At 62.2% G+C, this 25581-nt stretch carries 18 protein-coding genes, 1 other RNA gene and 1 pseudogene; 7 read left to right on the forward strand and 13 right to left on the reverse strand.

Translation table 11 applies throughout. From position 1 onward, the window contains the following. Positions 1-140: 140 nt before the first annotated feature. From CXQ80_RS07400 to puuE, 5 genes are all read right to left on the reverse strand, one after another. Positions 141-1496 carry a nucleobase:cation symporter-2 family protein gene (locus CXQ80_RS07400; protein WP_101317993.1) on the reverse strand — a complete coding sequence of 452 codons (1356 nt, stop codon included), beginning with the start codon at positions 1494-1496 and terminating at the stop codon, positions 141-143. A 192-nt stretch (positions 1497-1688) separates the two neighbouring features. Next, complete coding sequence (locus CXQ80_RS07405) at positions 1689-3014, reverse strand: urate hydroxylase PuuD (protein ID WP_101317995.1); 1326 nt, start codon at positions 3012-3014, stop codon at positions 1689-1691. Between the two features lie 131 nt (positions 3015-3145). After that, positions 3146-3649, reverse strand: a complete 504-nt coding sequence (locus CXQ80_RS07410) for an ureidoglycolate lyase (RefSeq protein ID WP_101317997.1) — start codon at positions 3647-3649, stop codon at positions 3146-3148. Between the two features lie 104 nt (positions 3650-3753). Then, positions 3754-4269: a 2-oxo-4-hydroxy-4-carboxy-5-ureidoimidazoline decarboxylase gene (gene uraD / locus CXQ80_RS07415; protein WP_101317999.1), complete on the reverse strand. Its 516-nt coding sequence runs from the start codon at positions 4267-4269 to the stop codon at positions 3754-3756. Next, the gene (puuE, locus tag CXQ80_RS07420; RefSeq protein ID WP_101318001.1) at positions 4269-5195 is read right to left on the reverse strand and encodes an allantoinase PuuE; all 927 of its coding nucleotides are present in this window, start codon (positions 5193-5195) and stop codon (positions 4269-4271) included. The genes uraD and puuE overlap by 1 nt, the downstream gene beginning before the upstream one ends. Positions 5196-5583: 388 nt before the next feature. Between puuE and uraH the strand changes: the two genes are divergently transcribed. After that, positions 5584-5937 carry a hydroxyisourate hydrolase gene (gene uraH / locus CXQ80_RS07425; protein WP_101318003.1) on the forward strand — a complete coding sequence of 118 codons (354 nt, stop codon included), beginning with the start codon at positions 5584-5586 and terminating at the stop codon, positions 5935-5937. A 111-nt stretch (positions 5938-6048) separates the two neighbouring features. Here uraH and CXQ80_RS07430 read toward each other — a convergent pair whose 3' ends face one another. Together CXQ80_RS07430 and CXQ80_RS07435 are read right to left on the reverse strand one after the other, a co-directional pair. Further along, positions 6049-6996 (reverse strand): RHS repeat-associated core domain-containing protein, encoded by a 948-nt coding sequence (locus CXQ80_RS07430; protein WP_101318005.1) that lies wholly within the window; start codon positions 6994-6996, stop codon positions 6049-6051. Positions 6997-7090: 94 nt separating this feature from the next. Further along, a complete protein-coding gene (locus CXQ80_RS07435) occupies positions 7091-8440 on the reverse strand; it encodes an NCS2 family permease (RefSeq protein WP_101318007.1) in 1350 nt (449 codons plus the stop codon). A 353-nt stretch (positions 8441-8793) separates the two neighbouring features. Between CXQ80_RS07435 and CXQ80_RS07440 the strand changes: the two genes are divergently transcribed. Beyond that, positions 8794-9558: a GntR family transcriptional regulator gene (locus CXQ80_RS07440; RefSeq protein WP_101318009.1), complete on the forward strand. Its 765-nt coding sequence runs from the start codon at positions 8794-8796 to the stop codon at positions 9556-9558. A 364-nt stretch (positions 9559-9922) separates the two neighbouring features. Here the strand turns inward: CXQ80_RS07440 and guaD are convergent, their stop codons facing one another. The 4 genes from guaD to xdhA all read right to left on the reverse strand — a co-directional run bounded on the left by guaD (position 9923) and on the right by xdhA (position 15988). Further along, positions 9923-11227, reverse strand: coding sequence for a guanine deaminase (gene guaD, locus CXQ80_RS07445; RefSeq protein WP_101318011.1), 1305 nt, complete (start codon positions 11225-11227; stop codon positions 9923-9925). A gap of 10 nt (positions 11228-11237) precedes the next feature. Then, positions 11238-12083, reverse strand: coding sequence for a xanthine dehydrogenase accessory protein XdhC (gene xdhC / locus CXQ80_RS07450; protein ID WP_101318014.1), 846 nt, complete (start codon positions 12081-12083; stop codon positions 11238-11240). Between the two features lie 67 nt (positions 12084-12150). Then, positions 12151-14550 (reverse strand): xanthine dehydrogenase molybdopterin binding subunit, encoded by a 2400-nt coding sequence (xdhB, locus tag CXQ80_RS07455; RefSeq protein ID WP_101318017.1) that lies wholly within the window; start codon positions 14548-14550, stop codon positions 12151-12153. Further along, the gene (gene xdhA / locus CXQ80_RS07460) at positions 14543-15988 is read right to left on the reverse strand and encodes a xanthine dehydrogenase small subunit (RefSeq protein WP_101318018.1); all 1446 of its coding nucleotides are present in this window, start codon (positions 15986-15988) and stop codon (positions 14543-14545) included. The genes xdhB and xdhA overlap by 8 nt, the downstream gene beginning before the upstream one ends. A gap of 266 nt (positions 15989-16254) precedes the next feature. Here xdhA and CXQ80_RS07465 point away from each other — a divergent pair, with 266 nt between their 5' ends. From CXQ80_RS07465 to ffs, 5 genes are all read left to right on the forward strand, one after another. After that, positions 16255-16914 carry a GntR family transcriptional regulator gene (locus CXQ80_RS07465; RefSeq protein WP_101318020.1) on the forward strand — a complete coding sequence of 220 codons (660 nt, stop codon included), beginning with the start codon at positions 16255-16257 and terminating at the stop codon, positions 16912-16914. Between the two features lie 3 nt (positions 16915-16917). Next, complete coding sequence (gene smc, locus CXQ80_RS07470; protein ID WP_101318022.1) at positions 16918-20406, forward strand: chromosome segregation protein SMC; 3489 nt, start codon at positions 16918-16920, stop codon at positions 20404-20406. A gap of 205 nt (positions 20407-20611) precedes the next feature. Then, complete coding sequence (gene zipA, locus CXQ80_RS07475) at positions 20612-21499, forward strand: cell division protein ZipA (RefSeq protein WP_101318024.1); 888 nt, start codon at positions 20612-20614, stop codon at positions 21497-21499. Between the two features lie 307 nt (positions 21500-21806). Beyond that, a complete protein-coding gene (ligA, locus tag CXQ80_RS07480) occupies positions 21807-24137 on the forward strand; it encodes an NAD-dependent DNA ligase LigA (protein WP_101318026.1) in 2331 nt (776 codons plus the stop codon). Between the two features lie 121 nt (positions 24138-24258). Beyond that, positions 24259-24355, forward strand: an RNA gene (gene ffs, locus CXQ80_RS07485) — signal recognition particle sRNA small type. Positions 24356-24435: 80 nt separating this feature from the next. Here ffs and CXQ80_RS07490 read toward each other — a convergent pair. Continuing rightward, positions 24436-24642, reverse strand: a pseudogene (locus CXQ80_RS07490) (MerR family transcriptional regulator); the annotation flags it as partial. Between the two features lie 88 nt (positions 24643-24730). Then, a complete protein-coding gene (locus CXQ80_RS07495) occupies positions 24731-25501 on the reverse strand; it encodes an ABC transporter substrate-binding protein (RefSeq protein ID WP_101318028.1) in 771 nt (256 codons plus the stop codon). Positions 25502-25581: the final 80 nt, after the last annotated feature.

Here is a 25581-nt window from a genome sequence, read left to right on the forward strand (position 1 = left end):
GACTTATTGTTTTTTTTGGGGTTTTTTCGGCGCAAGGGCGCCCCGAACGGCCCATTCCGGCGGGCCGACGGTGTAGCGGTACTGCGTGAACGTGAGAGCGTTGCAATCAACGGGGTAGCCAGCCTGGCCACCCCGTCGACTCAGTGTTGGTGACAGGCGTCGTTGTGCGCCGCCCGGTCAGCACCACCGAGGATGTTGAACAGCACGTTGAGCACCAGGGCACAGACCGTGGCCATGGCAATCCCGCTATGGGTGATCGGTTCCATCCACTGCGGCATCTGCGCGAAGAACTCCGGCTTGACCACCGGGATCAGGCCAAAGCCGACACTCACCGCAACCAGCAACTGGTTGCGTCGGTCGGAGATGTCCGCCTCTTGGAGGATCTTGATCCCGGTGGCGGTAACCATGCCGAACATGGCAATCGACGCACCGCCAAGCACGGCCGGTGGAATCGAGGCGATCAGGTACGCCGCCTTGGGCAGCAGGCTGAGGCCGATCAGCATGGCCCCGGCCATGACCGTGACGTAGCGGCAACGCACGCCGGTCATCTGCACCAGGCCGATGTTCTGGGCGAACGAGGAGTGGGTGAAGGTATTGAAGAAACCGGCGATGAACGACGCACCGGCATCGCACAACAGACCCCGGCGCAACATGCCCGGGGTTACTTCGCGATCAGTCACCTTGCCCAGGGCGAGGAACATGCCGGTGGACTCGACGAAGATGATCACTACCACAAGGCACATCGACAGGATCGGCGCCAGGCTGAAGGTCGGCATGCCGAAGTGCAGCGGCGTGACCACTTGCAGCCATGGCGCAGCGCCCAGACCGGACAGGTCGACCATGCCGATCGAACCGGCGACGATGTAGCCCAGGCCCATCCCAACCAGCACCGACACGTTGACCCAGAAGCCACGCATGAAGCGGTTGATCAGGAGGATCACGGCCAGCACCAGACCGGCCACCATCAGGTAGATCGGCGCGCCGAAGGTCTCCGCCTGCTGGCCGCCACCGGCCCAGTTGACCGCCACCGGGAACAACGACAAGCCGATCGACGTGATCACCGTGCCGGTGACCAGCGGCGGGAAGAAGCGCACCACCTTGGACATGAACGGTGCGATCAGCATGCCGAAGAAACCGGCGGCGATGGTCGCACCAAAGATGCCCTGCAGGCCCACGCCGGGCATGCCGGCCATGGCCACCATGCTGCCGACTGCGGCAAAGCTTGCGCCCATCATCACCGGCATGCGAATGCCGACCGGGCCGATACCGAACGATTGGATAATTGTGGCAACGCCTGCGACCAGCAGGTCAGCGTTGATCAGGAAGGCGACTTCTTCACGCGACAGGCCAGCGGCCTGGCCAATGATCAGCGGCACGGCGATCGCACCACCGTACATCAGCAGCACGTGTTGCAGACCCACCAGGATCAGCTGAAACAGGGGCAGGGGCTGTCGTGGCGGCGCAACAGGGATGTACGCCTTGGATGACTCTGACATGCAGCACCTCGAGTTTTGTTTTTATTCTCGGATCCAAGCGGTCAACCTGCAGCGCCAGGCTTTGGGTAAAAGCCAGGGGTTCACGCTGCGGGTTTGCGCTCGATGCTTGCTTGTTGCGTAGTGCGCATGGCGCAGGCGTGCCCTGCACGGGGAGTGATCCCGGTGCAGGAGCAAGCCTGGCGATGCGTGGGGTCAGTTGACGGGGGCGCCTTTGGCGATCCAGTCACCGACCAGTTTGCGTTCTTCAACGGTCATCTGGGTGATGTTGCCCAGCGGCATGATCTGGCTGGCAACCGCTTGCGCCTGAATGCGCGCGGCCTGGGCCTGGATCTGCTGCGGGGTATCGAACATCACGCCACCTGGCGCCGTGCTGAACAGTGGGCTGGTCGGCTTGGACGAGTGGCACACAGTGCAGCGTTCCTGGATCACGTTGTGAATCGTGTCGAAGGTGTCACCCGACTGGGCTGTGGCCTGGGCCGGAGCCTGTGCAGCAGCGGCCGGTGCTTCAGCCGCCTTGGCCGCATCGGCAGCACGCTGTTCGGCAGCGGTCTTGCCGCCTACGGCCGTGGCTGGCAGCGGTTGATACTCGATCTTCGCCGCAGCCTGCTCAGGAGTAGTTGGCAAAGGTTTAGGGCCGGTGACATAGGCCAGGCAGATCATCGCCAGAGCGCCGACGGGCAGGGTCCAGGCGTATTTGTTGCTGTCGTGGCGGGTGTTGAAGTAGTGACGGATCAATACCGCAGCCACTGCAATCCCGGCCAGGATCAACCAGTTGTACTGGCTGCCGTAGGTGCTCGGGAAGTGGTTGCTGATCATGATGAACAGCACCGGCAGGGTGAAGTAGTTGTTGTGCCGCGAGCGCAGCAGGCCTTTGGCCGGCAACAGCGGGTCGGGCGTCTGGTTGGCTTCGATCGCCGCGACCAGCTGGCGCTGGGCCGGCATGATGATGCGGAACACGTTACCGACCATGATGGTGCCGATGATCGCACCGGTGTGCAGGTACGCACCACGACCGCTGAACACCAGGCTGAAGCCCCAGCATGCGGCGATGATCAGTACGAACAGCACGCCGCCGAGCAGGGCAGGGCGCTTGCCCAATGGTGAGTCACAGAGAATGTCGTAGATGAACCAGCCGGCTACCAGCGAACCGATACCGATGGCCACGCCTTCGGCGCCGCTCAGCGAGCTGCCCGGGGCGAGCAGGTACAGGGTCGGGTTCCAGTAGAACACCACGCACAGCAGGGCGATCCCGGACATCCAGGTGAAGTAGGCTTCCCATTTGAACCAGTGCAGGTTCTCGGGCATTTTCGGCGGCGCCAGCTTGTACTTCTCCAGGTGGTAGATACCACCACCGTGGATGGCCCAGAGATCACCCGACAACCCATCGCGCGGGTTGCTGCGGTTGAGGTGGTTCTCCAGCCAGACGAAGTAGAACGATGCACCGATCCAGGCGACGCCTGTGATCATGTGAACCCAGCGAATGCTCAGGTTCAGCCATTCGTGAAGGTGTGCTTCCACAGTATGTACCTCTTGCCGATCACCAGCTTGAACGCTGCACGCGACCTTGCGCGCGATAAGCAGGCTGCGAGCGCAGCAGGTTTATCGCGACACCGAGTATTTCATGCAGGCCGTGGATGACCGACCTTTTCTTATTGGTGGGGATTGAGGATCAACATCTGTTCCTCGGTGAAGTAATGCTCATCGCAGTTGTTGCCTGAACCACTGCGATCAACCACCAGGAAATCATCCCGCTTTTCGATCGTCAGCACCGGGTGGTGCCAAACGCCGCGATGGTAATTGACGCCCTGCCTGCCGTTGCTGCGGAAGGCACGGACCAAACCTGATACAGGTGCATCGCCAACTGGCGCGACCACGATCAGAAACTGATTGCCGAGCAGCGGAATGAAAGCCTGGCTGCCCAGCGGATGGCGTTCGAGCATACGCACGGTCAACGGCATTTCCAGCGCGTCGGCGCGGAAGATACTGATGATGGCGTTGTCCTCAGGCTCGGCGGTTTCAACCGTGGCGAGCTTGTGGAAGCGCATGGTCGAGCCGTTGTTGATCATGAAGTGATCGCTGCCGTCGGTTTCGATCACGTCACCAAAGGGGGCGAAGGCTTCTTTGCTCAGGGGCTCGATCACTAGTGTGCGCATGCTTGTTATCTCTTCTTCTATGACTGGCTAATGTGGTGGTGCGCTTGCCGGAAGGCCCTGGGTACGCTCGCGTGGCGGACTCGGGCCAGACCTTGTGGCAAGCCTTACAGCTGCAGCAGGCGGAACAGCGCGATCAGGTTGATCTGCGCCAGCGCCTCTTTGAATTCGGCATCGGCATCGTTGTGAATCCGGGTTTCGAATGCCGCCAGAATCTGGTGTCGGTTACTGCCCTTGACCGCCATGATGAACGGGAACTGGAACTTGGCCTTGTAGGCATCGTTGAGTTCGGTGAAGCGGGCGAACTCTTCGGCAGTGCACTGGTGGATACCGGCGCCAGCCTGTTCATTGGTACTCGATTCGGTCAGCTCGCCCTGGACGGCGGCTTTGCCGGCCAGGTCCGGGTGAGCGTTGATCAAGGCCAACTGGTCGGCGTGGCTGGCGCTGAGCAGGATGTCGCTCATGCGCTGATGCAGGGCTTCGATCTGGTCCAGCTCGGCCAGTTGACCGAGGTCATAGGCCTTCTCGGCCACCCACGGCGAGTGCTCGTAGATGTCGGCAAAGGCGCTGACGAACGCGTCACGGCTCAGGGTCGAAGGAGTCAGGGTCTTGAAGGCGGTCATCAGGCGTTCTCGTTCTGGTACGGGTGGGTGGTGTGCCAGTGGCGGGCGATGTCCACGCGACGGGCAAACCAAACCTGGTCATGGCTCTTGGCGTATTCGACGAAGCGCTTCAGCGCTGCCAGCCGCGCCGGGCGACCGACCAAGCGGCAGTGCAGGCCGATCGAGAGCATCTTCGGCGCTTCGGCGCCTTCTTCGTAGAGCACATCAAAGGCGTCCTTGAGGTACTGGAAGAACTGCTCGCCACAGTTGAAGCCCTGCACCTGGGTGAAGCGCATGTCGTTGGTGTCGAGGGTGTACGGGATCACCAGATGCGGCTTGCCGGTCGGGTTGTTCGGCTCCCAGTAGGGCAGGTCGTCGTCGTAGGTGTCGCTGTCGTAGAGGAAACCGCCTTCTTCCATCACCAGCCTACGCGTGTTGGCCCCGGTACGACCGGTGTACCAGCCCAGTGGGCGCTCGCCGGTCAGCTCGGTGAGGATGCGGATGGCTTCGAGCATGTGCTCGCGCTCCTGCGCCTCGTCCATGTTCTGGTAGTCGATCCAGCGGTAGCCGTGGCTGCAGATCTCATGGCCAGCTTCGGCCATGGCGCGGATCACATCCGGATGGCGCTGCGCGGCCATGGCCACGGCGAAGATGGTCAGCGGTACGCCGGTGTCCTTGAACAGCTTGAGCAGGCGCCAGACGCCGGCGCGGCTGCCGTACTCGTACAGCGACTCCATGCTCATGTTGCGTTGGCCCTGCAGGGGCTGGGCGGCAACCATTTCAGACAGGAAGGCTTCGGACTCTTTGTCGCCGTGGAGGATGTTGCGCTCGCCACCTTCCTCATAGTTGAGTACGAACGACAAGGCGATGCGGGCGTTGCCCGGCCAGTGCGGGTGAGGTGGGTTGTTGCCGTAACCGATCAGGTCGCGAGGGTAGTCAGCGCTCACTGCAGTCTTCCTTCTTGTACGTTGTGCGAGGGGTGGTGGACCCGCGTCGGGTTGTCGCACTCACCGGATGGGCTGATTGTATACAACTTCTGAAATCTTTTGTAAGCCTGTTTTTCCGCATTTCTGCCCTTTTGTCGCGTGAGAATGCTTTGCAAGAAACTTGCCTGATTGGTCAGCTAATGACCTGGGACTGCGTATACAGCCTATATCTGGCGATACATAGCAGGTTTTCGCGAGCGTGTGGGAGAGCGGCGCTGAAGGGTCTAAAAAATTGTGTACAATTTATTGAGAAAGTGTCTTAATGAGCTCATTCCCGCACACGGCAGGCCCTCTTACGGTGCTTGCTGGGTATTTTCTGCCCACGAACTGAACAAGAGGCGACACGCACATGGGACGTCTGACCACTCACGTACTGGACGCTGCGCATGGCTGCCCGGGCAGCTCGATCAAGGTCGAGCTGTACCGTGTCGACGGCCAGCAGCTGGAATTGGTTAATACCGCGCTGACCAACAGCGATGGCCGCGTCGATGCGCCGTTGCTGCAGGGTGACGATTACCGCACCGGCGTATACCAGTTGCAGTTCAGTGCCGGGGATTACTATCGAGCTCGGGGCGTGGCTTTGCCAGAAGCGGCGTTCCTGGATGTTGTGGTGCTGCGCTTTGGGGTCGACGAGAAGCAGGAGCACTACCACGTGCCGCTGCTGATCTCGCCTTACAGCTACTCGACCTATCGTGGAAGCTAGTTGGTCACTAGAAGAATCTTCGTAGGTCTTTGGCCCGCTCTCACACTGGCGGGCTTTTTTTCGTCTGGAGATTGGTGTTTCTGAGGTCTTGTACCCATCGCCGGTCTTTGTTCAGGTGTCTTTTCGCACAGCCTGGTTGTTCTGCTGCAGTACTCGGCCAGTCGCATAGCCGGCATTGTCCTCGGCGCCAGCAACAATGGCGCCCATGATATTGAATGCGGTCCCGACGATGCGTGGAGCGCCTTTCTCAGTGGTCATCCATGCGCCTGCGGCCTTGAAGTGAGCTGACGCGTTCGAGAGCTGACCGCTGAGATTTTGCGTGGCTATATCGCGGTATATACCCGCGTGCTCAGTGGTCAGCGTGGCGTCGTTGTGACTCGTCAGGTTGTCGTTGACCTTGAACAGCTTTTGCGTAAAGGGTGTGCTGTCCACTTGGTCACTGGCAAATTCACGGAGTACTGCCCTTCCCAACTTTGGTGAGCCCTGCGAGGTTGGGTGCGGGAAGAGTGCTTTGCCCGCCAGGTCTACTGACTCTTTTGCAACCTGAATATTCGATTTGACGTGTTTTCTCATGAACGTAAGCGCCCAAGGGGTTTTCCCAGTGGGGTCCGTAAGGTTTATCGGGTCATTCAGGCAGTAGGCATAGGCATTCAACCCACCGCTGCCGAACGGACTCAGGCTGTCCGGGCTGAGGAATTTCATGAGCGACGGGCTGTAGGCGCGATGACCGTTGCCGAGCAGGTAATAGCCGGTTACCGGTTCGCGCTTTTGTCCGGTGAACGACAGCAGGCTGGCGTCAGCCTCCAGAGGGTGGTGGCCATAGGCGGCGTAGGCGATGCTCGCGCTGCTGGCGGCGCCCTGCAGCCGCACAATCGATCCTTGCTGATCGACGCCGAGCGGATGGGTGGCCGTGGTGTTGTCCAGCTGCGCCAAGGCTGACTCGCCATGGCGCAGCAGCGTGACGCATCGCTCACCTTGAAGCTCGGTCGCCAGGGATGACGCTTGGTAGAAGCGCAGCGCCGGGGGCAAAACGGTGGGTGGGGTGGTGTTGGGGAGCATGTTCGGGTCTCGGCATGGAGAAGATGAGACCCGAGTCTAACGTGGGGTTTTTCTGCAGTGACCTGTCAACAATGACAGGCCACTGCAAGAGGCCCTAGAGGAATACGAACTTGGCGATGAAGATCACGCAGAGTACCCAAAGGCTGGGCGAAATCTCCTTGTACTTGCCCGTCCCGGCCTTGAGCACCACGTAGCTGATGAAGCCCAGGGCAATGCCGTCCGCCACCGAGAAGGTCAACGGCATCATGATCACCGTGACGATCGCCGGAATGCTGTCGGTGGCTTCGTCCCAGTTGATATGGGCCATGCTGCCCATCATCAGCATCGCCACGTAGATCAGCGCGCCAGCGGTGGCGTAGGCGGGGATCATCCCTGCCAGCGGGGCGAAGAACATCGCCGCGACGAACAGTGCCCCGACCACCACGGCGGTCAGCCCGGTACGGCCACCTGCGGCCACTCCCGCAGCGCTCTCGACATAGCTGGTGACCGGCGGCACGCCAACGGCGGCGCCGAACACGCTCGAGGCACTGTCGGCCTTCAGCGCCCGTGACAGGTTTTCGATCTTGCCGTCCGGCGCCACCAGGTTGGCGCGCTGGGCAACCCCCATCAAGGTCCCGGCGGTGTCGAACATGTGCACGAAGAGAAACGCCAGCACCACGCTGATCATACTCACGTTGAACACGCCGGCGACGTCCATGGCCATCCAGGTCGGCGCCAGACTCGGCGGCAGCGAGAACACCCCGCCGTACTGCACCAGGCCCAAGCCCCAGCCGGCCAGGGTAACGCTGATGATGGCGATCAGGATCGCACCGAACACTCGGTGATAGCTGAGCACTGCGATCATCAGGAAGCACACCGCCGCCAACAGCGGCCCGGCCTCGTGCAGCGAGCCGAGCTTGATCAGGGTCGCCGGGCTGTCGACGACGATGCCCGCAGTCTTCAGGCCGATCAGCCCGAGAAACAATCCGACGCCGGCCCCCATGGCATGGCGCAGGCTCAGCGGAATGCTGTTGAGCAGCCATTCGCGAATCCGCGACAAGGTCAGGAACATGAACAGCACCCCGGAGACGAACACGGCGCCCAGCGCCGCCTCCCAGGTGTAGCCCATGGTGCCGACCACGGTGTAGGTGAAGAAGGCGTTGAGCCCCATGCCCGGCGCCAGGCCAACCGGCCAGTTGGCGTAAAGCCCCATCAGCAGGCAGCCGAGCGCGGCCGAGATGCAGGTGGCGACGAACGCCGCACCATGATCGATGCCGGCGTCAGCCATGATGTTGGGGTTGACGAAGATGATGTAGGCCATGGTGATGAAGGTGGTCACCCCGGCGATCATTTCGGTCTTGACGGTGGTGCCATGTCGCTTGAGTTTGAAAATCCGTTCCAGCCAGCTCGTTTCGAGCGGCGGGGTGAGATCCAGCGTAGGGGCGTCGGATTTGCGGGTGTCCACAGCGAGTACTCCTCAAGTCTTTCTTGTTGTTCGGAACCAGTGTCCTGCGCTATGCACTTGGTGATTCCGCGAGGGTGAGGCAGACGTCTGACCGTTTTTGTTGACTCATGGGTCAAGAAGTTGCTCGCTGGATTATGCGTTTGTGTACAAATAATGCAAATAATGTTTTATCTTTCCTGGGTACAATCTTGTAAATAGTGGCTATATGCCGAAATGGCCACCTGCAGAAACGGGTCAGCCTGTGTACAATGGGCCAGTACCTTTATTCTTATTTCCAACCAGGGCTTGCCAGCCACCCTCTGACAGGCAGTACAGTCAAGGTCCGATTGGCGGATTCCCATGCTCGAGTGCCCATGAACGAACAGCTGCAGCCTCTCAAGAAACCTGTACGCACCGGCAAGGCCGGGCGCAGTGGTACCCAGGACGACATCGTCTACGCGCATATTTTCGAGGCGATCCTCGAGCAGCGGCTGGCGCCGGGCACCAAATTGAGCGAGGAAGCGCTGGGCGAGATCTTTGGCGTCAGCCGCACCATCATTCGTCGCGCGTTGTCGCGTCTGGCCCATGAGAGCGTGGTGTTGCTGCGGCCCAATCGCGGTGCCGTGGTTGCCAGTCCGACGGTTGAAGAGGCGCGGCAGGTGTTCTTTTCGCGACGGATGGTTGAGCGGGCGATTACCGAGTTGGCGGTGCAGCATGCTACGGCTGAGCAGCTGAACGAGCTGCGGCAGATGGTGCGTGACGAGCGCGACAGCTTTTCGCGGGGTGATCGTGGGGCCGGGATTCGGCTTTCCGGGGAGTTTCACCTGAAGCTGGCCGAGGCTGCTGGGAATGCACCTTTGGTGAGTTTCCAGCGTAGTCTGGTGTCGCAGACTTCGCTGATCATTGCTCAGTATGAGAGCGGGAACCGGTCGCACTGTTCGTATGATGAGCATATGCAGCTGATCGATGCGATTGAGGCGAGGGATGCGGGGCAGGCGGTCAGCTTGATGATGCATCATATGGATCATATCGACAGCAAGCTGAACCTCGATGAGGAGAGTGCTTCGGACGATCTGCATGCGGTGTTTTCGCACTTGTTGCAGAAGAAGCCTGCTCGGGTTACTTCGGCTAAAGGTTGATTGGTTGGTTGTTGGCTTGGGGCTTATCCGATTGATGTGTGGTTTGATCGGGCCCCTTGCCCTTACGGCGAGTCCCTTTTTTGGCAAACGCCCCAAACAAGGTCTTGGCTCCACATCCGGCCCCTTCGCTGCGCTGGCGCAGAGCGGGTCAATGTGGGTTTCGCGATGGTGGTTGGCCGTCAGATTGCCGGGGCCGCTACGCGACCCTTCGCAGGTGAACCCGCTCCCACAGACCGCGCATGTCGATGGTACGCGGCCCCTGTAGGAGCGGCCTTGTGTCGCGAAAGGGCTGCGTAGCAGCCCCGGCAATCTCCAACCAATCAAAGCTCGGGCAGCCACAACAATCCCGCCCTGCGCCGGCGCGCTACCGCTGATGCACACACCGCCCAGCCGCATACGTCTCCAGTACCGTCCGATCATCCCCCAGCGTCGTCAGCACAAACAACGTTTCCTCGATCCCCCCCGATTGCTGCAGGCGATACTCAAGCAACGGCGTAGCCTTATAATCGAGGACCACGAAGTCCGCATCATTACCCGGACGCAAACTTCCCACCCGATCCTCCAGCCGCAAAGCCCGAGCCCCACCCAGCGTCGCCAGGTACAACGACTTGAACGGGTGCAAGCGCGCGCCCTGCAACTGCATCACCTTGTAAGCCTCATTCAAGGTATGCAGCAGCGAAAAACTGGTCCCCGCGCCAACATCCGTGCCCAGCCCGACATTGACCTTGAACTTCTCAGCTTGCGGCAAGTTAAACAAGCCACTGCCCAAGAACAGGTTCGAGGTCGGGCAGAACGCCACCGCCGAGCCCGTCTCCGAAAGCCGCTGACACTCCTCATCACACAAATGCACGCCATGGGCAAACACCGATCGCTCCCCCAGCAGCTCGAAGTGATCGTAGACGTCCAGGTAACCCTTCTGCTCCGGGAACAAGCCCTTGACCCAGTCGATCTCCTGCAGGTTCTCGGACAGGTGCGTATGCATGTACACCCCCGGATGCTCCTTCAGTAACTGGCCGGCCATCGCCAATTGCTCGGGCGTGCTGGTCGGGGCAAAGCGCGGCGTCACCGCATAGTGCAGCCGGCCCTTGCCATGCCAGCGCTGAATCAGCGCCTTGCTCTCGGTGTAGGACGACTCCGCCGTGTCGGTCAGATAATCCGGCGCGTTGCGGTCCATCATCACCTTGCCGGCGATCAGGCGCAGGTCCAGCCGCTCGGCCTCCTCGAACAGCGCGTTGACCGACTCCGGATGCACACTGCCGAACACCAGCGCGGTGGTGGTGCCGTTGCGCAGCAGCTCCCGCAGGAAGATCTTCGCGACCTTGTCGGCATGCGCCTTATCGGCAAACTGCTTTTCGCAGGGGAAGGTGTAGGTGTTCAGCCAGTCCAGCAACTGCTCGCCATAGGAGCCGATCATGCCGGTCTGCGGGAAGTGGATATGGGTGTCGATAAAGCCCGGCGTGATCAGGGCATCCTGGTAATGCACCACGTCGATGTCGGCATCCAGCGTCGGCAGCAGGTCGCTGGCGTGACCAAGGGCGCTGATGCGGCCTTCGTCGACCACCAGCAGGCCGTCCGGGTAGTACTCGCAGGATGCCTCCAGGCCGACTTCGGCGGGGTCGCCAACGCTGTGCAGAATGGCGGATCGGTAAGCTTTGCGGGTTGCGCTCATAACACTCTCGTCAATTGGCGTGGCTGCGGCGGGACGGCGGCAGCAACTGAGCAATGGGGCCGGCATTGACCGCAGCATCGTGCTGGCCAAAACAGGCGTTGTAGGTGGCGATGATTTCGCCGGCAATCGACACGGCGATCTCGATCGGCAATTTGCCTTTGACCTCGGCCAGGCCCATCGGGCAGCGCATCCGTGCTAGCACCGCATCGTCATAGCCGCGATCACGCAGGCGATGCTCGAACTTGGCCCGCTTGGTCTTCGAGCCGATGAGGCCGAACCAGGTGAAGTCGTTGCGCTTGAGGATCGCCGCGGTCAGCTCGAGATCGAGCTGGTGGTTGTGGGTCATGACGATGCAGTAACTGCCTGGCGGCAGCGCAGCCACTTCGTCGACCGGCTCCTCGCTGATGATGCGGCTCACGCCGGTGGGGATCAGCTCCGGGAATTCTTGCTCGCGCGAGTCGATCCAGCGCACCCGGCAGGGCAGGGCAGCGAGCAAGGGTACCAGAGCCCGGCCGACGTGGCCCGCACCGAACACGGCGATCTCGGCCTGCACCGCCGCCATTGGCTCGAACAGCAGCACGGTAACGCCGCCGCAGCATTGGCCAAGGCTCGCGCCGAGGCTGAAGCGCTCCAGATGCGGGGTGCTGCGCTGCTCGTCGAGCATCTGCCGGGCGATGTGCAGGGCCTTGTACTCAAGGTGGCCACCGCCGATGGTGTCGAACAGCTGGCGGGCGCTGACGACCATCTTCGAGCCGGCATTGCGCGGGGTCGAGCCGCGCTCTTCGATGATGGTCACCAGCACGCAGGGTTCACCGCGAGCTTGCAGGTCGGCGAGGGCGTTGATCCATTGGTGCATGATACAAAACCTCAGTTGGCTTCAACTCAGCCCCGCGCAGCACAGGGCTGCGCGGGGCTGCCTGCGGTCACGATGTGACAGGTTCCACGTGCTGTTCAGCAGGCTGCTGCACGGCCAGGGCCTGGCGCATCTGCTCGCAGCCCCACAGGACCCGCTCAGGCGTGGCCGGCGCGTCGATGTTGGGTTGCGCGCGGTAGTCGGCGATGCTGGCGACGGCGTCCTTGATCGCGCACCAGGCAGCGATACCGAGCATGAACGGCGGCTCGCCGACAGCCTTGGAATGGAACACGGTGTCTTCCGGGTTCTTGCGGTTCTCGACCAGCTTGACCCGCAGGTCCAGCGGCATGTCGGCCACTGCCGGGATCTTGTAGCTGGCCGGGCCGTTGGTAACCAGCTTGCCCTTGGCGTTCCACACCAACTCTTCGGTGGTCAGCCAGCCCATGCCCTGAATGAAGCCGCCTTCGACCTGACCGATGTCGATGGCCGGGTTCAGCGAGTCGCCGACGTCATGCAGGATATCGGCACGTAGCATTTTGTACTCCCCGGTCAGGGTGTCGACGATGACCTCGACGCAGGCTGCGCCAAAGGCGAAGTAGTAGAACGGCCGGCCGCGCGCCTGCGAGCGGTCGTAGAAGATCTTCGGCGTGCGGTAGAAGCCGGTAGTCGACAGCGACACCTGGGCAAAATAGGCCTGCTGCACCAGCGTCTCGAAGCTGATCAGTTCCTCACGCACGCGCACATGGCCGTTGCGGAATTCAACGTCTTCCTCGGTGACATTCCAGTGCCGGGCGGCAAACTCGACCAGGCGCTTCTTGAGGATCTCGGCCGCGTTCTGCGCCGCCTTGCCGTTCAGGTCGGCGCCACTGGATGCAGCGGTCGGTGAGGTATTGGGGACCTTGTCGGTATTGGTCGCCGTGATCTGAATGCGGTCGATCTCGACCTGGAACACCTGCGCTACCACCTGTGCAACCTTGGTGTTCAAACCCTGGCCCATCTCGGTGCCGCCATGGTTGAGGTGGATGCTGCCGTCGGTGTAGATGTGGATCAGTGCACCGGCCTGGTTGAGGAAGGTGGCGGTGAATGAGATGCCGAACTTGACCGGGGTCAGCGCCAGGCCTTTTTTCAATACCGGGCTGTGCTCGTTGAAGTGGCGGATCGACTTGCGCCGCTCGGCGTAGTCGCTGCTGGCCTCCAGTTCGGCGGTCATTTCCTCGATCAGGTTGTGTTCGACGGTCTGGTAGTAATGGGTGACGTTGCGCTCGGTCTTGCCGTAGTAGTTGGCCTTGCGCACATCCAGCGGGTCACGGCCGAGCTGACGGGCAATGTGGTCCATCACCTGCTCGATGGCGACCATGCCTTGCGGCCCGCCGAAACCACGGTAGGCGGTGTTGGAGGCGGTGTTGGTCTTGCAACGGTGGCCGTTGACGGTGGCGTCGCCGAGGTAATAGGCGTTGTCCGAGTGGAACATTGCGCGGTCGACGATCGAGCCGGACAGGTCAGGCGAGTAGCCGCAGTTGCCGGCGAGGTCGAACTGGATGCCGTGCAGGCGGCCGTCGTCATCGAAGCCGACGTCGTACTCGACGTAGAACGGGTGGCGCTTGCCGGTCATGGTCATGTCTTCGACCCGTGGCAGGCGCATCTTGGTCGGCTGGCCGGTCAGGCGCGCGATCACCGCGCACAGGCATGCCGGGCTGGCGGCCTGGGTTTCCTTGCCGCCGAAACCGCCACCCATGCGGCGCATGTCGAGGACGATCTTGTTCATCGGCACATCGAGCACTTCGGCGACCAATTTTTGCACTTCGGTCGGGTTCTGCGTCGAGCAGTACACGATCATGCCGCCGTCTTCGGTCGGCATCACCGAGGAGATTTGCGTTTCCAGGTAGAAGTGCTCTTGGCCACCGATATGCAAGGTCCCCTGCAAGCGGTGCGGGGCGCTGGCCAGGGCGGCAACCGAATCACCGCGCTGATGGGTATGGCTGTCGAGCACGAAGTGCTTGTCGCGCAGCGCCTGGACCACATCCAGCACCGGTTCGAGGTCTTCGTATTCGATGATCGCCGCCATCGCCGCACGGCGAGCGGTTTCCAGGTCGCGGGCAGCTACCGCCAGCACCGGTTGGCCGAAGAACTCGACCTTGTCGATCGCCAGCAGTGGGTCGCCGGCGACCACCGGGCCGATATCCTTGAGGCCGGGGATGTCTTCATGGGTGATGGCGATGCGTACGCCTTCGAAGGCGTAGCACGGCGCGGTATCGATACTCAGGATGCGCGCGTGGGCGCGGTCAGCTGTGCGCGCATACACATGCAACTGATTGGGGAATTCGAGGCGGTCATCGATATACACCGCTTCGCCGCTGACGTGTTTGTCGGCGCTGTCGTGCTTGACGCTGCGGCCGACACCGGTGGTCAGGTCCTGGCGGAACAGTTCGGCCATCTCGGCCTGGCTCTTGACGGCATGATGATTAGACATAGTCGGTCACCCGGGTTTCGATGTGCGGCGATTGCAGTTCGATGAAGTACTTGCGCAGCAGGTTCTGTGCGGTCAGCAGGCGGTATTCCTTGCTCGCGCGGAAGTCCGAGAGAGGGCTGAAGTCTTCGCCCAGCGCCTGGCAGGCACGTTCAAGGGTGGCCTGGTTCCATGGCTTGCCGCGCAGCGCGGCTTCACAGGCACGGGCGCGTTTGGGAATCGCTGCCATTCCGCCAAAGGCAATGCGCACGCCGCTGACCACACCGTTTTCGATGCTCAGGTTGAACGCTGCACAAACTGCCGAGATGTCGTCGTCCAGTCGCTTGGAGACCTTGTAGGCGCGGAACGTCCAGTCGTTGCTGGCCCGCGGCACGATGATCTTCTCGATGAACTCGCTGTCCTGGCGGGCCGTGATGCGGTAGTCGATGAAGTAGTCTTCCAGTGGCAGCACGCGCTGGCGCTGGCCCTGGCGCAGTACCACCTGGGCATCCAGGGCAATCAGCAGCGGCGGCGAATCACCGATGGGCGAGGCATTGCCGATGTTGCCGCCGAGGGTGCCCTGGTTGCGAATCTGCAATGACGCAAAGCGGTGCAGCAGGGCGCCAAAATCGGCGTATTCATCGCTGAGCGCGCCGTAGCAGTCGGTCAGCGGCGTCGCTGCGCCGATCTCCAGATGAGTGGCGGTCTTGTCGATGCGCTTGAGTTCGGCGACGTTGCCGACATAGATCATCACCGGCAAGGTCTTGTGGAACTGGGTTACTTCCAGCGCCAGGTCGGTGCCGCCGGCAAGCAGGCGCGCTTCTGGGTGCGAGCTGTACAGGTCGGCCAGGTCGGCAACGGTCAGCGGCACCAGACAGCGCTTGTCGCCGCTGTTCAGTTCGCCGGTTTCGGACGGGGCGATGGCCTTGAGGCGGGCGATAGTCTGCGCTTGCTGCGCATCGAACTGATCGCGGCACGGTGTGGCGCAGCTCTGTTCGGCAGCGGCGAGGATCGGCCGGTAGCCGGTGCAACGGCACAGGTTGCCGGCGAGGGCTTCCTGGGCCTGCTGGGTGTCGGCGCCGTTGCTGTTCTTCTGCAAGGCAAACAGCGACATGACAAAGCCGGGAGTGCAGAAGCCGCATTGCGAGCCGTGGCAGTCGGCCATGGCTTTTTGCACACTGTGCAGTTCGCCCTGATGCTTGAGGCCTTCGACGCTGATCAATTGTTTGCCGTGCAACGACGAAACGAAGGTCAGGCACGAGTTGAGGCTGCGGTAGCGCAGGCTCTGGCCGTCTTCTTCGAGCTCGCCGACCACCACTGTACAGGCGCCGCAGTCGCCACTGGCGCAGCCTTCCTTGGTGCCGGATTTGCCAAGGTGTTCGCGCAGGTACTGCAGCACGGTCATGTTCGGGTCCAGGGCGTGCTCATTACGCAGCTCCTGGTTTACGAGAAACTGGATCACGGGGAAGGCCTCGCAATGGTTTTATTGTTGTTCCGGCGGACTCTAAGCAGGCTTGATCGCCGGGTCAATGATTTTCTGACTCAAAGGTCAAGAAATCGCGCGCAGCGAGTCCGCACCGAACAGTGTGTCTTTTGTTAAGCATAGATCGCGCCTGAGTCCCACGGCCGCCTGCAACGAATAAAGCGCAGCGCACCTCTGCGCGACTGCCTGGCAAGTGCGCTACAATCCGCCGCTTGTGCCCAGTTCAATGATTTTGAAGGAAAACCATGACGTTCAAGGCGCCGGACAGTCTCTCCGAGCAGATTGCCCACCATCTGGCCGAGCGGATCATCCGCGGCGAGCTTGCCCCGGGTGAGCGGATCCAGGAGCAAAAGGTCACTCAGGCCCTGAACGTTAGCCGCGGCTCGGTACGCGAGGCGCTGTTGATCCTTGAGCGTCGCCATCTGGTGGCGATCCTGCCGCGGCGGGGCGCCCACGTGACCCGTCTTGACGAGCGCAGTGTGCGTAGCCTGTGTGCGCTGATGGGCGAGTTCTACATTCTGCTCGGCAACGCCGTTGCCCAGAAATGGCGCACCGATGCCGACCTGATGCCGTTTCTGGGCATCCAGCAACGCTTGCAACAAGCCTACGCGGCCACCGACATCAAGACCTTCGTCGCCGAGAGTTTTGCAGTGATGCGCGCTGCGTATCCGTTCGCCGACAACCCGTACCTGCAGGAAACCGTCGAGAACCTGCAGCCCGCCATGAGCCGCGCCTATTACCTCGCGCTGGATCAGCGCCAGGCGAATATGCTCGACTACCTCGACCTGTTCGATCGCCTGCTCCAAGCCGTGGTTGCGCGCGACATTGCACGTATTCGCGAAGTGCTGGTTGCCTACTGCCAGCGCAGCTGCGAGCTGGTGCTGGCTGCGTTGGCGCGGGTCTGATCGATGCGCTTGAAGTGCATTCGCCTGGCCGGGTTCAAGTCGTTCGTCGACCCGACCACGGTCAACTTCCCCAGCAACATGGCCGCCGTGGTCGGGCCCAATGGCTGTGGCAAGTCCAACATCATCGACGCGGTGCGCTGGGTGATGGGCGAAAGCTCGGCTAAAAACCTGCGTGGCGAGTCGATGACCGACGTCATCTTCAATGGCTCGACCAGCCGCAAGCCGGTCAGCCAGGCCAGTATCGAACTGGTGTTCGACAACAGCGACAACACCCTGGTCGGCGAGTACGCCGCCTATGCCGAGATCTCGATCCGGCGCAAAGTGACCCGCGACGCGCAGAATACCTACTACCTCAACGGCACCAAATGCCGTCGCCGCGACATTACCGATATCTTCCTCGGAACCGGGCTGGGCCCGCGCAGCTACTCGATCATCGAGCAGGGCATGATCTCCAAGCTGATCGAGGCCAAGCCAGAAGAGCTACGTAACTTCATCGAAGAAGCCGCCGGCATCTCCAAGTACAAGGAGCGCCGCCGCGAGACCGAAACCCGAATTCGCCGCACCCAGGAAAACCTCGCCCGCCTGACCGACCTGCGCGATGAGCTAGGGCGCCAGCTCGAGCGTTTGCACCGCCAGGCCCAGGCCGCAGAAAAGTATCGCGAGTACAAAGCTGAAGAGCGTCTGCTCAAGGCGCGCTTGTCGGCCCTGCGCTGGCGTGAGCTGGACCAGAAGGTGCAGCAGCGCGGCGCCGTCATCGGCGATCAGGAAGTAGCCTTCGAGGCGCTGGTGGCCGAGCAGCGCAATGCCGATGCCAGCATCGAGCGCCTGCGCGACGGCCACCATGAATTGTCCGAACGCTTCAATCAGGTCCAGGGCCGCTTCTATTCGGTGGCCGGTGACATTGCCCGGGTCGAGCAGAGCATTCAGCACGGCCAGCAGCGCCTGCGCCAGTTGCAGGATGATCTCAAGGAAGCCGAGCGCACACGGCTGGAGACCGAGTCGCACCTGGGCCATGACCGCACCCTGCTGGCGACCCTCGGCGAAGAGCTGGAGCAGCTTGAGCCTGAGCAGGAGATGACCCTCGCCGCAGCCGAAGAAGCGGCTGCCGTGCTCGAAGAAGCCGAGTTGGGCATGCACGGCTGGCAGGAGCAGTGGGACAGTTTCAATACCCGCTCAGCCGAGCCGCGGCGCCAGGCCGAAGTCCAGCAGTCGCGCTTGCAGCAGCTGGAAACCAGCCTCGAGCGCTTGGCTGAACGCCAGCGCAAGCTGGCTGACGAGCGTGATCAGCTCAGCGCCGACCCGCAGGATGCAGCCATGCTCGAGTTGACCGAGCAGGTCGCCAGCAGTGAGCTGCTGCTGGAAGAACTGCAGCTCAGCGAGCAGGACGTGCTCGAACGCCTCGAAGCTGTGCGTGAGCAACTGCAGCAGCTCAACCAGAGCCATCAGCAGTTGCAGGGCGAGCAACAGCGTCTGGGCGGCCGGCTGGCGTCGCTGGAGGCGTTGCAGCAAGCCGCCCTGGAGCCGTCTGCCGGTGCTGGCGAGTGGCTGCGCGAGCAAGGTTTGCAACAGCGTCCGCGCCTGGCCGAGGGTTTGCGCGTCGAGGCAGGTTGGGAGCTGGCCGTCGAGACGGTGCTGGGTGCTGACTTGCAGGCAGTGCTGGTCGACGACTTCAGCCAGCTGGACTTTGCCACGCTGGAACAAGGTGATTTGCGCCTGTTGCTGGCGGCCGGCGAGGGCGCTCGGGTGCCCGGCAGCTTGCTCGACAAGGTCGAAGGGCGCACCGACCTCAGCCCTTGGCTGGGCCAGGTGCGTCCGGTCGAGACCCTTGAGCAGGCGCTGAGCCAGCGCCCAAGTCTGCTGGTTGGCGAAAGCCTGGTCAGCCGCGATGGCTACTGGGTGGGCCGGCATTTCCTGCGCGTCAGCCGCGGCAGCGAAGCGCAAGGCGGCGTGCTCGCCCGCGCGCAGGAGATCGAACAGCTGGCCGAGCAGCAACTGCAGCAACAGGAGCAGTTGGACCAGTTCGAGCAGCGCCTGCACAGCCAGCGCGAGCAACAGCGTGACCTTGAAGAGCAGCGCGAACAACTGCGCCGCCGTAGCCAGGACGAAAACCGTCAGCACGGTGAGCTCAAGGCGCGTTTGTCTGCCGGTCGCGCCCGCGCCGAGCAGCTTGAGCTGCGTCGCCGCCGTCTTGAAGAAGAATTAAGCGAGCTCGGTGAGCAGCGCGCCATCGAGCACGAACAGCTCGGCGAGGCGCGGCTGATCCTGCAAGAGGCCCTTGACCTGATGGCCGAGGACACCGAGCAGCGCGAGCAATTGCTGGCCCGCCGCGACACCCTGCGCGAAAGCCTCGACCGCATCCGCCAGGAAGCCCGCCAGCACAAGGACCACGCCCACCAGTTGGCCGTGCGCCTGGGCTCGCTGCGCGCCCAGCATGATTCCACCCGGCAGGCGCTGGAGCGGCTGGAGCAGCAAGCCGAGCGCCTGAGCGAGCGCCAGGAGCAGTTGAGCCTGAATCTGGAAGAGGGCGAAGCGCCGCAGGAAGAGCTGCGCCTGAAACTTGAAGAGCTGCTCGAACGGCGCATGAGCGTCGATGAAGAAATGCGCCTGGCCCGGCTGCACATGGACGACGCCGACCGCGAACTGCGCGACGCCGAGAAACGCCGCACCCAGGCTGAGCAGCAGTCGCTTTTGCTGCGCGGTCAGCTCGAGCAGTCACGGCTTGAATCGCAAGGCCTCAACCTGCGCCGCAGCACCTTGCAGGAACAACTGCTGGCCGACGGTTTTGACCTGCAAGGCGTGCTTGCCACGCTCGATCCCGAGGCCAGCGAAGCGACCACCGAACAGCAGCTCGAACAAATCGAAGGGCGTATTCAGCGCCTAGGTGCGATCAACCTGGCAGCCATCGAAGAGTACGAGCAGCAGTCCGAGCGCAAACGCTATCTGGATGCGCAGGACGCCGACCTGGTCGAAGCGCTCGAGACCCTGGAAAACGTCATCCGCAAGATCGACAAGGAAACCCGCACCCGCTTCAAGGATACCTTTGATCAGATAAATGCCGGTTTGCAGGCACTTTTCCCAAAAGTTTTCGGCGGTGGCAGCGCTTACTTGGAACTGACGGGCGAAGATTTACTCGATACTGGGGTGACAATCATGGCGCGCCCGCCGGGCAAGAAAAACAGCACCATCCATTTGTTGTCGGGTGGCGAGAAAGCCCTGACTGCGCTGGCGCTGGTGTTCGCTATCTTCAAACTCAACCCGGCACCGTTCTGCATGCTCGACGAAGTCGATGCGCCGCTGGACGATGCCAACGTCGGGCGGTACGCCCGGTTGGTCAAGGAAATGAGCGAAACCGTGCAGTTCATCTACATCACCCACAACAAGATCGCCATGGAGATGGCCGATCAACTGATGGGGGTGACGATGCACGAGCCAGGCTGTTCACGTCTTGTTGCAGTTGATGTAGAGGCGGCAATGGCCATGGTAGACGCCTGATAAGCGACGCTGAGGCGTTTTCAGCAGCTAAAACGCCTGTCATGTGTGACAGACGGTGTAAAGTTGCCTTTGGTCGTGCTAGCTTTACCGTCACGTGTATTCTGCGTGGGTAAAACGCCTGTCAGAACATAGAGTTGGCGCCACGTGTTAAAGGGCTTTGAACCCTTTGTTTTCAAGCATATTTTTTATAGAGGCACGGGATTAAATGGAAATCGGTCTGCGCGAGTGGCTGATCGTCATCGGCATCATTGTCATCGCCGGTATTCTTTTCGACGGCTGGCGTCGCATGCGTGGTGGCAAAGGCAAGTTGAAATTCCGTCTCGATCGCAGCTACTCCAATGTTGCGGACGAAGAAGGCGGCGCGGAAGTGCTCGGCCCGGCACGCGTGCTGGAAGGCCAGCACAAAGAGCCCGAGCTGGATGAAACCGACCTGCCGTCGATGAGCGCAGGGCGTGAGCGCGAGCGCGAAGCCAAACCCGTCAAGGCCGCCAAGCGCGGCAAGCGCAACAGCGAGCCGCAGCAGGGCGATCTGAGCCTGGCGGCCGAGCCGCGTGAGCCCGACCTGTTCGCCGAGCCTGACAACACCTACGAGACTGACAACAACCGCAGCAGCGGTTTCTCCTCGAGCTCGTCCAGCAGCAGCGTCAAGGAGCTGCCACCGGCTGAAGAAGTGCTGGTGATCAGCGTGATCTCCCGTGACGAAACCGGCTTCCGCGGCCCGGCACTGTTGCAGAACATTCTCGAGAGCGGTCTGCGCTTTGGCGAAATGGACATCTTCCACCGTCACGAGAGCATGGCCGGCCACGGCGAAGTGCTGTTCTCGATGGCCAACGCGGTCAAGCCAGGGGTGTTTGACCTGGATGACATCGACCATTTCAGCACCCGTGCGGTGAGCTTCTTCCTCGGCTTGCCAGGCCCGCGCCATCCCAAGCAGGCGTTCGACGTAATGGTCGCTGCTGCGCGCAAGCTGGCCCATGAGCTCGATGGCGAACTCAAGGATGACCAGCGTAGCGTGTTGACGGCGCAGACCATCGAGCATTATCGCCAGCGCATCGTTGAGTTCGAGCGTCGCGCGCTGACTCAGAAACGTTGATTTAACTGTGCGGGCAGGGTCGATAGTGATCCTGCCCGCAGTGATTTTTGCGCTAGAGCAGCTTTGGGGTTGAGTGGGGCAGGCGAGTGCGGCGGTGCCTGGATTGGGGCTGCGGCGCAGCCCTTTCGCGACACAAGGCCGCTCCTACATGGATCCCGTTGCCCTTGAGGTCAGTGCGGTCCCCGCCGCTCTTTGGGCATGCGCGGTCCCCTGTAGGAGCGGCCTTGTGTCGCGAAAGGGCCGCATAGCGGCCCCCCATCCGCCAAACCCACCCAAAGCCGCTCTTGTGCCCAGCAAGAGACCCCCCATGACCGCCGAAACCCGCATCCATCAGCTGCGCGCCGAACTCGACCAGCACAACTACCGCTACTACGTCCTCGACGAGCCAAGCATCCCCGACGCCGAATACGACCGCCTGTTCAACGAGCTCAAAGCCCTCGAAGCCGACCACCCGCACCTGGTCACCCCCGACTCGCCAACCCAGCGCGTCGGCGGCAGTGCCCTCGCGGCTTTCAGCCAGATCCGCCACGAAGTGCCCATGCTCAGCCTGGGTAACGCCTTCGAAGAAGCTGACCTGCGCGAATTTGATCGCCGCGTGGTCGACGGCCTCGATCAGCCCGGCGCCGTCGACTACAGCTGCGAGCCCAAGCTCGACGGCCTTGCGGTCAGCCTGCTGTACCGCGATGGCCAGTTGGTGCAAGGTGCCACCCGTGGCGACGGCACCACCGGCGAAGACATCAGCAGCAACGTGCGCACCGTACGCAACATCCCGCTCAAGCTGCAGGGCAGCGGCTGGCCAGCCGTGCTCGAAGTGCGCGGTGAAGTGTTCATGAGCAAGGCCGGCTTCGACCGCCTCAACGCCAGCCAGGCTGCCATTGGCGGCAAGACCTTCGCCAACCCGCGCAACGCCGCCGCCGGCAGTCTGCGCCAGCTGGACTCGAAGATCACCGCCAGCCGCCCGCTGGAATTCTGCTGCTATGGCGTTGGGCAAACCTCCGAAAGCATCGCCGACAGCCACATCGACACCCTCGAGAAGCTCAAGACCTGGGGCATGCCGATCAGTCGCGAGCTCAAGCACGCCGCTGGTATTGAAGAATGCCTGGCCTACTACCAGGACATCGGCGCTCGCCGCAACGAGCTGGCCTACGAGATCGATGGCGTGGTGTTCAAGGTCAACAGCCTGGCCGCACAGCGCGAGCTGGGCTTCCGTGCACGCGAGCCGCGCTGGGCGATCGCCCATAAATTCCCGGCCATGGAAGAGCTGACCGAAGTGCTCGACGTCGAGTTTCAGGTCGGTCGTACCGGCGCAGTCACGCCTGTCGCGCGCCTCAAGCCGGTCAAGGTCGCCGGCGTCACCGTATCCAATGCCACCCTGCACAACATGGACGAAGTCGCCCGGCTCGGCGTGCATATCGGCGACACGGTGATCATCCGTCGCGCTGGCGACGTCATCCCGCAAGTCATGCAGGTGGTGCTTGAGCGCCGCCCGGCTGACGCCCGTCCGGTGCCGGTGCCGAGTGAATGCCCGGTGTGTGGCTCGCAGGTCGAGCGTACCCAGTTGATCAAGCGCAGCAAAGGCAAAGAGACCACCAGTGAAGGTGCGGTCTACCGCTGCGTTGGCCGCCTGGCCTGCGCCGCGCAGCTGAAGCAGGCGATCATCCACTACGTCTCGCGCCGCGCCATGGACATCGATGGTCTAGGCGAAAAAAGCGTCGAGCAGTTGGTCGATGAGGGGCTGATCCGCTCGCCGGCTGACCTGTACAAGCTGACTTTCGAGCAGATCGTCGACCTCGAAGGCTTTGCCGAGGTTTCCAGTAACAAACTGCTCGAGGCCATCAACAACAGCAAGCGACCAAACCTGGCGCGCTTCATCTACGCCCTCGGCATCCCCGATGTCGGCGAAGAGACCGCCAAGGTCCTGGCGCGCTCGCTGGGCAGCCTGGCGCGGGTGCAGGAGGCGCTGCCGCAGGTGCTCACCTACCTGCCCGATATCGGCCTGGAAGTCGCCCACGAGATCCACAACTTCTTTGAAGACCAGCACAACCGCGACGTCATCCAGCAGTTGCTCGACAGCGGCATGCAGTTGCAGGAGGAGGGTGAGCTGGCCCCCGAGTTCGCCGCCAGCACTACCCTCGCCGGGCTGATCACCAAGCTCGACATCGCTTCGGTCGGCCCGACTGGCGCCGAGAAGCTGGTGGCCAAGCTCGGCAGCCTCGAGCAGATCATCCAGGCCGACGGCATCGACCTGCGTCAGGCCCTGGCGGCCAAGCAAGCCGAAGCCGTGCGCGAGTTCTTCAAGGTCGAGGCCAACCAACAGCTGGCACGCGCTATCGAAGCGCAGCTGCTGAAGTTCGGCATGCACTGGGCCAGCGACAAGCGCGTGGTCGAAGGCCTGCCCCTGGCCGGGCAGACCTGGGTGCTTACCGGCAGCCTCGAGCGCATGAGCCGCGACATCGCCAAGGACAAGCTCGAACAGCTCGGCGCCAAGGTCGCCGGTTCGGTCTCTGGCAAGACCCACTGCGTCGTCGCCGGCCCCGGCGCCGGCTCGAAGCTGGCCAAAGCCAGCGAACTCGGGGTCAAGGTGCTCGATGAAGACGCCTTTGTCGGCTTTTTGGCCGGCCACGGCATCGACATCTGACTGCCTCGCGGGTCAAGTCATTGAGAAATGATGATTTTTTCTTGATGCAGAGGTTGTAACTTCGTCCCAGAGCGGTACAATGGCGCGGCTTGTCACATGGCAAGTCGCGTTATGGTGGCCCTATCGGTCCCTCCGCATTGATTACCCGTTGACCTGGTCAGATCCGGAAGGAAGCAGCCAAGGCGGGGACATTGAGTGCCGGGGTGTGGCTGGTGGGGCCGCCTCCATTTCAGGGGGCGGAAAATTTTTCGAGGCGCCTGCTCCAGCATCGCCCATGACTGTCCAACCCAACTCCCCCTCAGTTATTCGAGCGCCGCTCGCGTACACGTACCCCTGCAGCCGCAACCTTCATCAACCGCTGAAACGTCGGACACGCCAGATGATCGTCCTCAGGGCACGCCGCCGCATGCCGCAGCCCTTTGCTCATGGCCTGCAAGCGTTTGACCTGTTCATCGATTTCGTCCGCCTTGGCCCTGAGCATGTCGCGATCGGGTTTTTCGTCAATCTGCGAGGGTGTATTCATGGGCGTTACGGTTTTATTGATTTCCACGCTGGTGGTCGGCAGCGGCTTGTACGCCACGGCGTTGCTGCTTTCACTGGTGTGAGCCGATCACCATCGGCGCTGGCGAAGTGGGCGCGGCGTAGTGCTGAACAATGCGGTCCATCTCGCCGGACTGCTTGATCCGCACCAGCGCCCTGAGCAGCGCCTGGGTCGGGCGCGACGAGTCGCTGCGGACCACGCAACCGAGGTTTTGCTCTTCCAGCAGCGCGCGGCTCTGCAATTGCGCTTCGGCTGGCAGTTGGCGGTTGAACCACTGCAGCGATAACTCATTGCTCACTGCGTACTGGTAGCGCCCGGCCTGTAGTTTCTGCAGGGCCAGTTGTTGGCTACGGCTGTCTTCGCGGTGCAATTGTCCTCGGCTGAACAGGGGTTGCAGGGTTGGGTAGCTATAGCCGAGGACCGTACCAATGGCTTGAGCCGGCAGGCGCGAGGCATCCACGGGATCGAGCAGGCCGGCGCGGCTTACCAGCAGATCGCGCTGGACCATCAGCGGCACGCTCCAGATGTACTCGCCTGGGCGCTCGATCAACCAGTTGGTTGCGAGGTGGCAGCGCACGTCGACATCGCCGTCCTCCATGGCTTGCTGCATGCGCAGGCGGGCCAACACGTGGTACTCAGGCCGCACCCCGGCTTCGCGCGCGGCAGACTGCATCAAGTCATAAAGAATGCCTTCGACCGGCTGACCCTGCTCGATGCGGATCAGCGGCATGCTCCAGCTCTCGGCAATGGCGAAGCGCAGCACCGGTTGCTCGGCCAAGCTGGGCGTGGCACATAACAGCAGGCTGGCCAGTAGTCGGCGCACGTGTATTCCTCCTTGATCTGCGTCGAACCGTGCATGGCTTAGCGTAGACGAGATTGGCCGGGTGCAATTTCGGCCCCGCT

Origin of the sequence: Pseudomonas sp. 02C 26 (assembly GCF_002843585.1) — a bacterium.
GTDB classification, from domain to species: Bacteria; Pseudomonadota; Gammaproteobacteria; order Pseudomonadales; family Pseudomonadaceae; genus Aquipseudomonas; species Aquipseudomonas shirazensis.

Bases quoted from the DNA above. Each gene is read 5' to 3' on its own strand.
- CXQ80_RS07400 (WP_101317993.1), bottom strand. From the start codon at position 1,496: ATGTCAGAGTCATCCAAGGCGTACATCCCTGTTGCGCCGCCACGACAG.
- CXQ80_RS07410 (WP_101317997.1), bottom strand. From the start codon at position 3,649: ATGCGCACACTAGTGATCGAGCCCCTGAGCAAAGAAGCCTTCGCCCCC.
- uraD (WP_101317999.1), bottom strand. From the start codon at position 4,269: ATGACCGCCTTCAAGACCCTGACTCCTTCGACCCTGAGCCGTGACGCG.
- uraH (WP_101318003.1), top strand. From the start codon at position 5,584: ATGGGACGTCTGACCACTCACGTACTGGACGCTGCGCATGGCTGCCCG.
- CXQ80_RS07430 (WP_101318005.1), bottom strand. From the start codon at position 6,996: ATGCTCCCCAACACCACCCCACCCACCGTTTTGCCCCCGGCGCTGCGC.
- CXQ80_RS07440 (WP_101318009.1), top strand. From the start codon at position 8,794: ATGAACGAACAGCTGCAGCCTCTCAAGAAACCTGTACGCACCGGCAAG.
- guaD (WP_101318011.1), bottom strand. From the start codon at position 11,227: ATGAGCGCAACCCGCAAAGCTTACCGATCCGCCATTCTGCACAGCGTT.
- xdhC (WP_101318014.1), bottom strand. From the start codon at position 12,083: ATGCACCAATGGATCAACGCCCTCGCCGACCTGCAAGCTCGCGGTGAA.
- xdhB (WP_101318017.1), bottom strand. From the start codon at position 14,550: ATGTCTAATCATCATGCCGTCAAGAGCCAGGCCGAGATGGCCGAACTG.
- CXQ80_RS07465 (WP_101318020.1), top strand. From the start codon at position 16,255: ATGACGTTCAAGGCGCCGGACAGTCTCTCCGAGCAGATTGCCCACCAT.
- smc (WP_101318022.1), top strand. From the start codon at position 16,918: ATGCGCTTGAAGTGCATTCGCCTGGCCGGGTTCAAGTCGTTCGTCGAC.
- zipA (WP_101318024.1), top strand. From the start codon at position 20,612: ATGGAAATCGGTCTGCGCGAGTGGCTGATCGTCATCGGCATCATTGTC.
- ligA (WP_101318026.1), top strand. From the start codon at position 21,807: ATGACCGCCGAAACCCGCATCCATCAGCTGCGCGCCGAACTCGACCAG.